Annotated in this window: 9 protein-coding genes; 4 read left to right on the forward strand and 5 right to left on the reverse strand. The window is 67.4% G+C overall.

Annotated elements, in window-relative coordinates; translation table 11 throughout:
• Positions 1-111: 111 nt before the first annotated feature.
• A complete protein-coding gene (locus tag AB0L75_RS41840; RefSeq protein ID WP_365191529.1) occupies positions 112-1,521 on the reverse strand; it encodes an IS701 family transposase in 1,410 nt (469 codons plus the stop codon).
• A gap of 127 nt (positions 1,522-1,648) precedes the next feature.
• On the opposite strand from AB0L75_RS41840, the gene AB0L75_RS41845 reads away from it, so the two are divergent.
• Entirely contained in the window at positions 1,649-2,638 is a 990-nt protein-coding gene (locus tag AB0L75_RS41845; RefSeq protein ID WP_365191530.1) for a hypothetical protein, read from the forward strand.
• A gap of 95 nt (positions 2,639-2,733) precedes the next feature.
• Positions 2,734-3,645, forward strand: coding sequence for a hypothetical protein (locus AB0L75_RS41850; RefSeq protein ID WP_365191531.1), 912 nt, complete (start codon positions 2,734-2,736; stop codon positions 3,643-3,645).
• 15 nt (positions 3,646-3,660) lie between these two features.
• Here AB0L75_RS41850 and AB0L75_RS41855 read toward each other — a convergent pair whose 3' ends face one another.
• Entirely contained in the window at positions 3,661-4,425 is a 765-nt protein-coding gene (locus AB0L75_RS41855) for an AbiV family abortive infection protein (protein ID WP_365191532.1), read from the reverse strand.
• A 399-nt stretch (positions 4,426-4,824) separates the two neighbouring features.
• The gene (locus AB0L75_RS41860) at positions 4,825-5,175 is read right to left on the reverse strand and encodes a hypothetical protein (protein WP_365191533.1); all 351 of its coding nucleotides are present in this window, start codon (positions 5,173-5,175) and stop codon (positions 4,825-4,827) included.
• Between the two features lie 864 nt (positions 5,176-6,039).
• Between AB0L75_RS41860 and AB0L75_RS41865 the strand changes: the two genes are divergently transcribed.
• The gene (locus AB0L75_RS41865; RefSeq protein WP_365191534.1) at positions 6,040-8,223 is read left to right on the forward strand and encodes a trehalose-6-phosphate synthase; all 2,184 of its coding nucleotides are present in this window, start codon (positions 6,040-6,042) and stop codon (positions 8,221-8,223) included.
• Positions 8,224-8,491: 268 nt separating this feature from the next.
• Here the strand turns inward: AB0L75_RS41865 and ltrA are convergent, their stop codons facing one another.
• The gene (gene ltrA / locus AB0L75_RS41870) at positions 8,492-9,745 is read right to left on the reverse strand and encodes a group II intron reverse transcriptase/maturase (protein WP_365191535.1); all 1,254 of its coding nucleotides are present in this window, start codon (positions 9,743-9,745) and stop codon (positions 8,492-8,494) included.
• 623 nt (positions 9,746-10,368) lie between these two features.
• Between ltrA and AB0L75_RS41875 the strand changes: the two genes are divergently transcribed.
• On the forward strand, positions 10,369-10,701 hold the full coding sequence (locus AB0L75_RS41875) for a helicase (RefSeq protein WP_365191536.1): 333 nt from the start codon (positions 10,369-10,371) through the stop codon (positions 10,699-10,701).
• A gap of 103 nt (positions 10,702-10,804) precedes the next feature.
• Here the strand turns inward: AB0L75_RS41875 and AB0L75_RS41880 are convergent, their stop codons facing one another.
• A complete protein-coding gene (locus tag AB0L75_RS41880; RefSeq protein WP_365191537.1) occupies positions 10,805-12,061 on the reverse strand; it encodes a hypothetical protein in 1,257 nt (418 codons plus the stop codon).
• Between the last annotated feature and the right edge of the window lie 413 nt (positions 12,062-12,474).

Genomic DNA, 12,474 nt, shown 5'->3' on the forward strand with positions numbered 1-12,474 from the left:
CTGGATCTGGGGCAGACCCGCACCACCCACCAGACACTTACGCCGCCGCTATGTGTACTTCCTTTGAGGAATCCAGCACTACCGGTAGTTCGTTAAATCCGGCGGTAGAGGTCAATGCCGTGTCCGTTGGTGACCGCGTCGATCAGGGCCTGGAGTTCGGAGGGTGGGTCGGTGTCCGTCCAGGCTCGCCACCATCGGTTGAGGGTGATGGCGGGGGTGAGCCAGGAGCGGATGGCCCGTAAGGCCCTGGGCCAGCAAGGCTGTTGGGGCTGGTGGGGTAAGACTGGGCCCCCTCTCTGGCCCCTCGTCGGGGCACGGGTCGGGCGCGGTGGCATCGAGGGGTCCGGGTGGGGCGAACCATTGGTCCCAGCAGAAGGAGAAGGCGCAGTTGACCAGGGTCTGGTGGCGGCGGATGGCGCGGTCGGAGCGGACTTGGAAGTCGGCCCAGCCGAGTTCGTCCTTGATCTGTTTGTAGCTCTGCTCGATCCATGGCCGCAGGCCGTAGAGGCGGACGATCTCGGCGAGGTCGGCCGGCGGGTGCGGGCTGGTGGTGGCGTGGGGTGCGTCGGGGTGGGGCAGGTTGGTGGCCAGGTACCAGGTGGCCTTCTCCGGCAGGCCGGCTGGGTCGGTGGTGGCCACGACCAGCCGGCAGGGCGAGTCGGGTCCGTAGCCGCCCAGACGGGCATCGGCGGCCCACCAGGTCTCGGTGTGCCCGTCGCGGAAGTGACGCTCCACGCGCGTCCAGTCACCGGGATGATTCGCGTCGTGCCAGGTCAGGGCCTGGGCGGCTTCGATGGGGGTGTGCGGCTGGTCGGCCCGGGCCCAGGTACCGCGGTGCGGTTTGAGGGCGACCACGTAGGCCAGGCCGGCCTCGCGCAGTGCGAGGTACCAGTCGTCGCTGACGGAGTAGGCGCAGTCGGCGACCACCGCCCTGCAGCCGAAGCCCGCCTCCTTCCCCCGGGCCGCGAGGGCGGCGGCCAGCTGCGGTTTCGTACGGAAGGCCGGATCGGAGCGGCCTCGGGTGAAGTGATGGGCGGGGGTGTAGGGAGTCGCGTGCAGCGGGTAGTACACGCGGCCGTCGGTCCACACCGTGGTCACCGTGACGATGCCGTTGTCCGTCTTGCCCAACCGGCCCAGCCACTGCCGGCCCACGTGCGCGGTCGCCGTGCCGTCCTTGCGGTCCCCGGAATCGTCGATCACGATGACCCCGCCGTCGTGCGGAGCCGTCGCCTGCTGCTCGCGCAGCAGCTCAAGCCGCCGGTCGTTGACCAACTCGGCCTCCCAGGGCGACTCGGACAGGAAGAACTGCAGCCGCTGCACCCCCGGCATCCCCGCACCTGCCACCGGCTCCGCCCCCGCCAGGCAGGTGATCGTCTTGTTCCGCTCCCGCGGCGCCAGCAGCCCGGTCAGGTACTCACGCAATCCCCGCCGCTGCGCCAGGCTGAACAAGATGTCGTCGAAGCGGGCCGCGTACTCCTCCAACGGCCCCGGCGCAGGCGGACACGGACGGCGAGCGGTCATCTTCAGCCTCCAGCAAGGCAGTTGATCCCTATCACCGGCCTACGACCAACCCGACCTGCCGTCAACCCACACCCACCACCGGATCTAACGAACTACCGGTAACCAGTGCCATGAGGCAAGGAGCAGCGTGTCCACCTCGCTCGACGACATCGCGGTCAAACGGCTCATACTCGCCCGCCACCTGGTACGCGAGGGCACCAAGCTGTGCGGCAGACCCCGCCCCTTCAACGTGGGGGCCCTGCTCAACTTCCAGGACGCTGTCGAACTTCTCCTGGTCGTCGCCTACCAGCACCTCGATCAGACGGCCGACAAGATGCCCACCGCCTTCGACCAGCTGGTCGGGGACGTGGCGAAGATGCTCAACGACCGGGATGACTCAGTTCTCCCCGGCCGCGCCCACATGAAGCACCTGAACAAGATGCGCGTCGACCTCAAGCACCATGGGGTGACCCCGGCACCGGAAGCCCTGGAAGAGGCCCGTAGGCAGGTCACGGCGTTCATGGACACGACCGCGTCCCTCGTCTTCGGTATCGACCTCGACACGCTCGACCTCGTCGGCCAGCTCCCCCAGGCGGAGACCGCCAGCCAGATACGCGAAGCGGACGCCATTGCCGAGACCGGCGACCTGTTGGCGGCGGCGATCAAGCTCCGCAAAGCCTTCGACGAGATGGTGGCCGACTACTCTGACCGCAAGCAGACAGGCTGGTCGACCGGCCCCTACAGCTTCGGCGAGACCGTCTACCCGGGCACGAGGACCAACATCCGCCCGAGCCGCAATCCCGCGCCGCCCGAGGTCTACGACGCGCTCATTGCGATCGACGGCAAGCTGCAGAAGATTTCGCACACGACCAAGGCCATGCAGCAGGGAATGCGCGTGCTGGCCACCGGCATCGACTACCGCGCCTACGCCCGGTTCTCCATGCTCGCCCCGGAGCCCCACGCCGACCGGCCCGGTCTCGAACTCACAGAAGATGACTTCCAATTCTGCCGCGAGTTCGTCGTCGAGTCCGCGTTGCACCTCGCCAACCAGGATTTCGACCTCAACCTTCCCGCTCTCGCCAGGGAGTACCGGGCGGCGCAAGCCCCCACGCAGCCGCAGGGAACCGACTCGGAGTGACGGTGGTTGTGACGGACCTCGCAAGGCTGATCTGCGCCGGTGATGGCGCGAACGTGGTCTGTCGCAGGCCAGGTTGGGATCTTTAGTCTCTGCTCATGTCGAAGCAGAAGCGGGGCAGGAAGCACCGGACACCGCAGCAGCGGGCCCCACGTGACCCCTCGGTACCGCGCCCGCGCGCAGCGGCCCCGGTGTTGTCGGGCGGCGCACTGCCGCTGCGCGGCAGCCTGGGCCAGGCGGCGACGCTGCTGCAGCACGTGAAGCCGGACCAGCTGGTGGAACTGGTGCTGCCGCACCTGTGGGCGGCCCTTGCTGACGGGCGGGTCCCGGCGAACGTGTGCGTGGACGCGTGCATGACGCTGAGGCACGCCTACGGCCAGCTCGGGGTACGGGCTGAACTGCTGCCGGTCGATCTGGCGGTCCAAGGCGAGGACGGAGGCGGGACCCGCTACGGCTCACTCACGCCGAGCTGGACCGGGACCTCGTGGAACGGCCACTGCGTGCTCGTGCTGCCCGACTCCGAGCGGTTCGTGGATGCCACTGTGGAACAGTTCGACGAGGTCCGCGAGATCGGCGACGGGCCGCTGGTCGGCAAAGTGGTGCTGTCGACCGACGGCAACGGCTCCCTGATGGAACCGGGGGCACAGGTGATGCTCCAGCGAAAGGACCTGGTGCTGACCTACACGGTCGCCGGGCCGGAGGCACTGGCCTCCATCGTGGAGCACCCGGAGGCGGTGGCCCACGCCGACGACCACCGCCGCACCGGCGTGAACGTCGCGTCCTTCACCCTGGATGCCTTGCGTAGCGAGGTCGTGCGCGGCCGGGCGATGCAGGCCCCCCATCCGAGGCTGCGAGCACTGCTGAGGGCCGTCGGAGACGCCCCATACGAGGCCGACGAGGCCGGCGATGTGAGGTTCCGCCTGCCCGACCAGACCGGTCGCGAGCAGTGGCTGCGGTTGGACGAGATCCCGCTGCCACCTTCCGTCCCGGCCGCCTGGCCCCGCTCGTAGGAGGGTCCTTGGGGCTCAGCCGTCGGTGGGCCGCGGGTCCTTCCTGGCCGGCAGGGAAGCAGAGGCGTTGGCTGCGGTGAGCTGTTCGGCGAGGGCAATGCCGAGGAACAGCGTCGGCGGGGGGACGTCGTCCCGGGCGAGAGCCCGTATGTGGGCGATGAACTGGTCGGGGGACGCCGTGACGTAGGCGCCGAGGGCGTCGAAGTCCACGCCGTCCTGCCACTGGTGCACAAAGTCCAAGTAGATGTCCGGCTCTGCGACGGCGGCCTCGACGGGGTTGGACCAGGCAAGTGCGGTGGTGACGGCGGTGACCATCCACCTGGCCTGGCTCTCGTTGACGACGGTGTCGGGCTCCAGCAGGGCGCCGGTGTCGGTGTAGTCGACGTACAGGCCGCGGAACTTCACGTTGTTGGTCTGGCGGGCGGACGCGATCGCATCGTCCATGAGCTGCTGCAGACTGGCCGGCACCTCGTCGGCAAACATCCCCAAGACCAGGTGGGCGAACTCCGCTTTGGCCTGGTGGTTGGTGAACGCCTTGTCGAAGCCGGAGCGGAATTCCTCGGGCACGGTGGGGGGCATGGCGAGCATCATCATGCACATCGCGGCCTTGCCGACCTCTTCAAGAGCCAGGGCGCCGAAAGAGAAAGACGCCGGCCACTGGTGCGCGTCCAGGACAGCCTGGGCGCTGGTGAGCAGGGCGCGCGCGTTCTTGAAGGCCGCGGCCGCGACATCGACGACCATGCGCTCCATCAGGCGCGGGTCGGTGGGAAGCTTCGCCATCGGGCAACTGTGGCAGGCGGAAGCGGTTGCCAGCACTGCGTTTTGCCTCGGGCGAGCAACTACATAGCGAGTGTCAGGTGAGAGAGAACCGGCTGAGCGCGGTGGTCCAGTCGATGGCGATCGCCTGCTGCACCGCGGCGAGTGTGACGGCGGCCGCGACCGCGCGGCGCTGCACACGGCGGCCGTCCTGCGAGTCATCGCACCGGGGCAGTTCCGGCCGGAGTCGAGCAGCACGGGCTGGGCCCCTTGGGCTCGTGCCCTCGATCTGGTGGCCAGGATTCCTCTCGTGCGGGATGCTGTTCCGCCAGGTTCTGTCGGGTGCTGTTCCGCCAGGTTCTGCCACCAAGCCGGCATCCGTGGCATCCGGCATGCCGTTCGCATGCGTTCGCTCGCGGTGTGCTAGGGCCGGGGGAGGCGTTCAAAGCTTTCAGCCGCGGCATATCCGGCAGCGTTTTGGAGACGCAGCAGCTGATCGAGTTTGAACGTTTTGTTGGGCTCGGCGGCGTCCAGTACCTGCGCGGCCTTGAGCTGTACGGAGTAGGCACCCGGAGGGACAGTGCCGCCGTGCTCACGGGCGATGATGGCCACAGCAAGCGAGCGTGCGAGGTGTGTGTCCACCTCGAGGACCAGGCCGACCACGTCCAACAGTTCAGCGTCGGTGGAGCATCGCTCGGCTGAGTCGGAGACAGCGGCGCAGAACTTCTGGGCGAGTTCGGCCAGCGGCGATCGGTATACGGGGGCGTCGGACATCGGGTTCCAATCGGGCAGCGGAGGTGTAGGTTCGCATTCGGAGTGTCCCATTCCGGCGTTCTGGCCTGGGAGATCGTGACTGTCTCATCTGCGGGCCATGGCACATTCGTCTCGCGGTCTTGTCCCTTGCCGACCAGCGCCTCGACGCCTCCCGCATCTCCCAGCTAGAAGGCAAGGACGAATCGAGTGGCGAGGGTGTCGGGGTGGGCGGGACCCAGCAGCCGTTCTTGGTCAGTCAGCAACTGTCCTGAGACCGCGGCCGCCCGTCGGCGGTCGGTCGGCTGGCGAGAGGACACCCACCGGCAGGTGCGAACAGTCGTGTAGGCCAGCCCCATGTCCTCGGCGAACTTCCGGATGGGCTCTCAGGTTGTGTCCTGTCTGGTGGTGTAGTCACTGGCCGAGGGCAGCGGAGTGAAAAATCCGGGTCCCGCGAATGAGGTGGGGCCGCGCGCGGCTAGAGCTTTGGACAACGCGGTCGTTGCGTGTGTCGTCGCGACAGCCCGATCGGATTGGACCAGCCGCGCGGCTGTCGGTGGCCCCACGCCGTGCCGATGCCGCCATGCCGTGATCTTGGAGGTCCCCGTGTCGCCAGCCGATCCTGCCATCGATCGACTAGTGGAGGCCGCGCGCCATGCGCCTGCCGACCTGATTGCTCGGCTTGTGCAAAGCGGCGACTTTCGCGAGACGCGACTTGGGCAGGCAATCCGGGACGTTCAGAGAGCCCACTCGCACCCGGACACGGCTGATGCGGGGACTGTCATCGACCCGGTGACCCACGACCCCGGTTGGTGAAGCGCCCGCGTACTCCGGCACAAGGGCAGATTTCACGCTGCTGGAGTTGGCCGGGACCTGAAGGGAGCCCCTGTGGGCAGGAAGACCGGTTCGGCCAAGGTGCTCGTGAGCGACCTGGACGGCACGCTGCTGGGAGGCGACGGACGCGATCGGCGGCGTCTGCGCGACGTCCTGAACCGGCACCCGGACATCACAGTGGTCTTCGCGACCGGGCGCAGTCTTGCTTCCGTACAGGCGCTCCTGCGAGACGATCCCCTGGTGCCGTCCCCGCGCTGGATCATCGCCGACGTCGGGGCCAGCGTCGTCGACGCCGTCCGGATGGTCCACCTCGAAGACATACAGGGGCAGCTGCGCACTGGATGGCCGGGCGCCGACCGGGTTCGAGCGGCGCTGCGGCATTTCCCGCAGCTCGTGTACCAGGAAGGCGTGCCCCAGGAGGGCCGCTGCTCCTTCTATCTGAGCCCCGAAGGTCTCTCGGACGGCCTCAAGGCCACAGTGAAAGCGCTGGGATGCTCCTGGTCGTATGCCTCGGGCCGGTACTTTGACGTCCTGCCGGCCAGGGCGAGTAAGGGACGTGCACTGCGGCTGCTTGGCCGCAGGCTGGGGTGGCCCCGGCACGCGATGCTCGTGGCCGGGGACTCCCTCAACGACCTTTCGCTGTTCTCCCAGGGCACGCATGCGGTCGTGGTCGCCAATGCGGAGCCCGCTCTGGCTGCCGGCGTCCCCGCGAGCGAGCAGGTCCACCACTCCGCCTTGAACGGAGCTGCCGCCGTCCTGGAGGGGATGGAACGCCTCGGCTGGCTGGTCCGCCGATCGGTGGTCGTCGGCTATCACCGCCCGCCCGTGTGCTGGCTCGACGGCGGCTGGCGGCCGCCGTCCAGCCCCAACGGCATCCTGCCGACTTTGCAGGCCGCTCTCACCGACGAGCGCCTGGACGCTGTGTGGGCAGCCGCCCACATCGGCGAGGCACCGCCGCCCCCTGGCGAGCCTGTGACGGTCATCGACGGCCTGCCGCTAGCCCTGCTGCAGCTGCGAGCCGAACGGTGGGCGGGTTACTTTCACCGCGTCTGCAAGGAGATGCTCTGGCCGGCCCTGATGTCCCAGCCCAGACTCATCCAGGACCGGCCTGCCCACTGGGCCGACTATGAGGAGGTCAACGCCGCATTCGCCCGGCATATCGGCTCTCTCGCCGCGCAGGGAGGCACGGTCTGGTTGCACGACTACAATCTGTGGCTCGTGCCAGCCGTCCTCAGGGCCCAGCGGCCCGACCTGGCCATCGGGCTGTTCCACCACACGCCGTTCCCCCAGCCGGACGTCTTCCGCCGTATTCCTACAGCCGGGCAGCTGCTCAACTCGCTTGCATGCCTGGACTGGGCGGGCTTCCACACCGCCGACTGTGCCGACCACTTCCGTCGGCTCCTGGCCGGCAGCGCAGGCCCCACGCCGCGCGTCGGCGTGCACCCCCTCGGCATCGACCGCCATGCCGTCGCAGACCTCGCCAGGACGCGCTCCCAGCCGCGGCACCGGACCGACGGCAGCCAGCTGGTGCTGTCGGTGGAACGACTCGACTATGCCAAGGCGCCCGTCCACAAGATCCGCGCACTGGACGCCCTCCTGGCCCAGACACCACGACTGCGGGGACAGGTGCGCTACCGGCTGGTCTGCCCACCACCGGAGGCCGGCATCCGCGCCTACGACTCCACCCGCTCGGAACTCGAGAACGCGATCAGCCGAATCAACCGCCGCTGGAGCACGCACGGGTGGGAGCCCGTCGACTACATCCCCCGCAATCTGGACTTCCCGCAGGTCGTCGACCACTACCTGGCGGCCGACGTGTTCTGGGTGACCTCACTCGCCGACGGGATGAACCTCACAGCCCAGGAATACATCACCGCGTGCCACGCCACCAACCGTCCTGGTGTCCTGATCCTGTCCCGTCACGCGGGAGTCGCGCAGCACCTCGGGACCGCGGCCCTGCTCACCGATCCACTGCGGCCACGGGACCTGGTCGACACCCTGCACGCCGCACTGGCCATGACGGTGCACGAACGCTCCGCGCACATCACACGCCTGGAGGGCCTACTCGACACCCCGCCCCCAGCCGAGTGGGCCCACACAGTCATCGCCGCCATCCGTGGCGCCGGGGCATCGCTGCGTAGACCGAGGCACGGATCAGCACTGCGACGAGACAACGATCAGACGTGCGTTCGTCTCACTGCGCTGTCCCTTGGGCCGGACAAAGGCCACCGTCAATGAGAAAGGGGCAGACGAAATGGGAACCTACAAAATCTGTAGGCCCGCAATTGGAATGTCCCGTTCCGTCGCGGCGGCCTCGGCTTTCATGGCTGTCTCATTCTGGGGACACGGCATTTCTGTCTCACGATCTTGTCCCTTTGAGGGGCGCCACTGTCCGTCGGGGCATCGGCGCTTGCTGAGAAGTCGGGTCGCCCGGGGGACTCTCACCCCCGGGCTCCCACAGAACCGTGCGTAACAATCTCTCGTTACACGGCTCTTGCCATCCTGATCACCAGAACAACGGCGTCAGTGCCCATTGAGCGAAGAGCCTCGGGTACTGGCGGTTGATCCGTTGCCAGCACGCGTGGGCCTTCTTGAACGGCCGAAACCGTCTGTACTTCTTGCGGATCCAGCGCATCAGGTAGGCGTTGATGCGCCGTGCCAGAGGGAACAGCGCGGTGCGATAGAACGCGCCGTAGTACTGCACCCACCCCCGCACGATCGGGTTGATCCACCGTGCGAGCTCGACGAACGTGAGGTGCATCCGCATGTGAAGCCGCCAGGAGCGAACTTCTCTGCCGATCCTCTTCAGGGCATCCTTGCTGGCCGCGGGCAGGAAGTTGGTGAAGCACACCCGGTTCCTGCTGCGCGCCTTGCGGGCTTGGAACGTGAACCCAAGGAAGGTGAACTGCGTGTGCTCGTACGAGCCGCGCCGTTTTCCGTCCTTGCAGTACACGATCTTGGTTTTGTCGGGGTGCAGCCGCAGCCCGACCTCCCCCATCCTGTTCTTGAGCGCCCCCAGGACCTCTCGGGCCTGGCGCTCGGAGACGCAGTGCACGACCGCGTCGTCCGCATACCGTTCGAACTGGACGCCCGGGTATGTCCGAGCGAGCCACGTGTCGAACGCGTAGTGAATGAACAGGTTCGCCAGCACGGGCGAGACCGCAGACCCCTGCGGGGTGCCTCGGTCTCGCTCCTGCAAGGTGCCGTCGGGCAGTTGAAGCGGCGCTTGAAGCCAGCGCTGGACATACAACTTCACCCAGACGGCGTCGGTGTGAGCCTCCACGGCCTTGACCATGAGGTCCCAGGGGACGCTGTCGAAGAACTTCTGGATGTCGAGATCGATCACCCAGTTGCGTCTCCAACACCGTTTCCGGCAACGCTCCACTGCGTCCAAGGCCGACCTGTTCGGCCGGTATCCGTAGGAGTCCTCGTGGAATACCGGATCCACTCGGACGCCCAGATGCCGGGCTACTACGGTCTGCGCAACGCGGTCAGCAACTGTGGGAATGCCAAGCATTCTGGTGCCGCCGCCGTGTTGCTTCGGGATCTCCACCGCTCGCACCGGAGGAGGGAAGTAACTCCCCGACGACATACGGTTCCAGACCTTATAGAGGTTCCTCTTCAGATCCTTCTCGAAGTCCTCGATGGACTGCTTGTCCACCCCCGGAGCTCCCTGATTCTTCCTGACCTCCCGATACGCCTCCAGCACCTCCAACTTCGAAATCTCAAACGGCTTGTTCGATGACTTCAGCTTGTCCATCGGCTCCTCCCGGGACTCGCCCGGTTGACCAGACACACACAGCCACGGATGACCCGGCCCCTTCACTCCACCCCCGTTACAGAGGCTTCCGCACTACTACGAGCCGGTCCGCCGGCACCCCTCGCGACGGTACTCAGCACCTCGCGGGACCTCCGCTTGGTACGCTCCCTCTCGCTTCTTCCAATACGGGCATGCGGTTTCAAGGGGGCGCCTTCCCACGTTCCACGCAAGAGCAGCAGACCAGGATCACGCCACCTTCGTGCCGGACACCACCTGGCCAATCAGCGGGCACCCGCCAGGCTCATCCCGGGATCGATGGGAAGCACCCGGTTTCGATGTCACCTAATCAATAACGACACTTCGTCAGTGGTTCGCTCGCGCTCGTCTTCCTGATCCCTACCTGACGCCTCTCGGGCGCCTTTTTCCACATCGCTCACCACAGTCGCGTTACCACTCCTGCAGCATGTGGCGGTTTGAAGCCTCCCCCCGCAGGGCGGCTCCGAAGGGCCATACCTTCATCTCCTGCGCAGCATCGATTTCACGAGCTCTTCCTACATAGAGCTCCCTTCTTCGTTCGTGGCACACCCCGTCTTTGAACCTCTGGATTGCAGGGCCCAAGACCGATGGCTGTCCTGGGAGTCGACGGCAACCGGGCCAAAAACATGATGTACGTCTTGCCTCTCGTCCCTCGCATCGCAGACACCTCAACCTCGGTGCCGCTGAGCAGCGAATCCGAGGATCAAAGACGGGTTCTGACGCAATACCGGGAGCGCACGGGCTCCTTGGGGACCGTCAGCCGCTCCCACATCGAAACTCTGCCGGACGGGAGTGAGGTCAAGCTGGGGGTGTTCCTGTCGAACACCAAGACCCGGCGGGCGAAGCTGAGCAACGAGCAGTTGGAGCGGCTGGCCGGCCTCGGACTCGACTGGGCAGCACAGGCGGTGGATGCGGTGTAGGACAAGGGCCGTGCCCAGCAGCGGGCGCCCGCGGCGACCGCTGACAGTCCGAAGTTCCGGGCTGGCGCGGAGTCTGAGGTAGTGGTCACGTGACTCGGCTGCGTCAGCGGCTGCCGATCAGCTCCTCCAGCGGCTTGTAGAACGTCTCCGGCCAGACATCCTGGCTGGAAATCCGCACGCCCCGCAGCAGGCACCACATCCTCAGCCCATAGCCCGGACCGCGGAGCAGCCGGCGAAGGTCGGGTTCCACCCAGTAATGCACGCGGGCCCGGCGGGCCAAACGCCGGGCCAGTGCCGGTCCCCAGTCGTTCTGGACGGACGTGAAACACAGCGAGACGACGAGGAGGTCGATGTCGTCGTCGCTCCAGGTGCTGGCAACGGTGCGCAGAATGCCGCGGACCGCCCGAAGATCACCGTCGGCAGCCTCAAGCTGCGCGATCACCTCGTCCTCACGAGCCGTGCGGGCGAGCCGGCCGGGGTCGGGGTGCTGCTGGTGCAGCTGGGCCTGGGCCTGTTCGACCGTGGCGATGGCCTCACCGATCACCGCGTCGTCGGCCTCACGGTCGGCCTGGTCCAGTTCCAGGGCGGCCAGCCGCCCGCGCACGGCCGCCAGCTCCTCTAGGTACCCGGCCAGTTGCCTGTCGCGCTCCGCGAGGGCCTGCTCATGGACCCCGGCAGCCGTGGTGAGGGCGTGGCGCAGTTCGGCGACAAGCAGCCGGGCCTGGGCAAGTTCTTTCTGAGCGGCGGCATGCACTGCCGCCTCCCACTGCCTGCGCCCCGCCTCAGCCGTCCTCCTGCGACGCTCCCGCCGCAGGCGACGCTGGTCCTGGCGGTGGCGGGCCCGCAACGTCTCCATCCGCTGTTCCACCGCATGGCACCGTTCGGCCGCGGTGCGGCGCTCGTCGGCGAGTTCAGCCAGCAGCCCGTCCCGGTCCGCACACACCCCGGCTGCCGCACGGCTCAAATCGTCGTACCGGGCGCGTTCCTTCTTAAGCCGCTGTGTCGGCGTGTTCTGCAGGTGGAGGCCGGCCAGCACAGCCAGCATCCGGTCCCGTTCGTCATCCGGGATGGGCGCATACCCGGCAAGCCCCTCCACCGCTTTGTTGTAGCGCTCGCAGAACAGGCGGAGCTTGTCCTCTTCAGGCAGGGTCTCGTCGCGCATCCAGCGTTGCACCGTGGTCTTGTTCACCCCCAGCCGTGGCTCCGACTGCCCGCGCACGCCGGTCTGGGCCTCCTTGCAGGCTTCATACAGCGACCTCCACGGGCCGCGCTCGGCCAGCACCTCGTAAAGCCACTCCAGCAGCTCCCTCTTGGCCCCCGTCACCTCCGCAGGCACCACCGGCCACTTCGCCTCACTCACCAGCCCGCCCCCTGCTCCTAGCCCCCATGCCGCGGTGCACACCCGGCTGCACCGCCTGTGACCTGCGGTGCATCGCCTCATGCGACGTCGCATCCGCGGCTGTCACCTGGTCTTGAGACAGCATGGGCTCTTTGATGAGAGCCACGGGCCCAAACGCTCCAACCGGTCCCGAACGGTTCCGGACGGGCGCGGCATCCTGACCGTTCCCGGTTGCTGCCGACTCCCCCGCCCGGGGGCGGGCCGGCCTCCCACAGCAGAACCGGAACGCTTCAACGAACCGCGACAGAAAGCCCAACGGCCTTCAGACCTGGTCTCCAGGCCACCCGTACGTCCATCTCCTTCTGTCCGGCAGGCGCCGCCGGACAGAAGGGGCTCGCGGGGCTAACACCCCCGCAATCCACAGTCCGACCACC

Origin of the sequence: Streptomyces sp. NPDC052101 (assembly GCF_040680235.1) — a bacterium.
Lineage (GTDB): Bacteria > Actinomycetota > Actinomycetes > Streptomycetales > Streptomycetaceae > Streptomyces.

Bases quoted from the DNA above. Each gene is read 5' to 3' on its own strand.
- AB0L75_RS41850 (WP_365191531.1), top strand. From the start codon at position 2,734: ATGTCGAAGCAGAAGCGGGGCAGGAAGCACCGGACACCGCAGCAGCGG.
- AB0L75_RS41855 (WP_365191532.1), bottom strand. From the start codon at position 4,425: ATGGCGAAGCTTCCCACCGACCCGCGCCTGATGGAGCGCATGGTCGTC.
- AB0L75_RS41860 (WP_365191533.1), bottom strand. From the start codon at position 5,175: ATGTCCGACGCCCCCGTATACCGATCGCCGCTGGCCGAACTCGCCCAG.
- ltrA (WP_365191535.1), bottom strand. From the start codon at position 9,745: ATGGACAAGCTGAAGTCATCGAACAAGCCGTTTGAGATTTCGAAGTTG.
- AB0L75_RS41840 (WP_365191529.1), bottom strand. From the start codon at position 1,521: ATGACCGCTCGCCGTCCGTGTCCGCCTGCGCCGGGGCCGTTGGAGGAG.
- AB0L75_RS41875 (WP_365191536.1), top strand. From the start codon at position 10,369: ATGGCTGTCCTGGGAGTCGACGGCAACCGGGCCAAAAACATGATGTAC.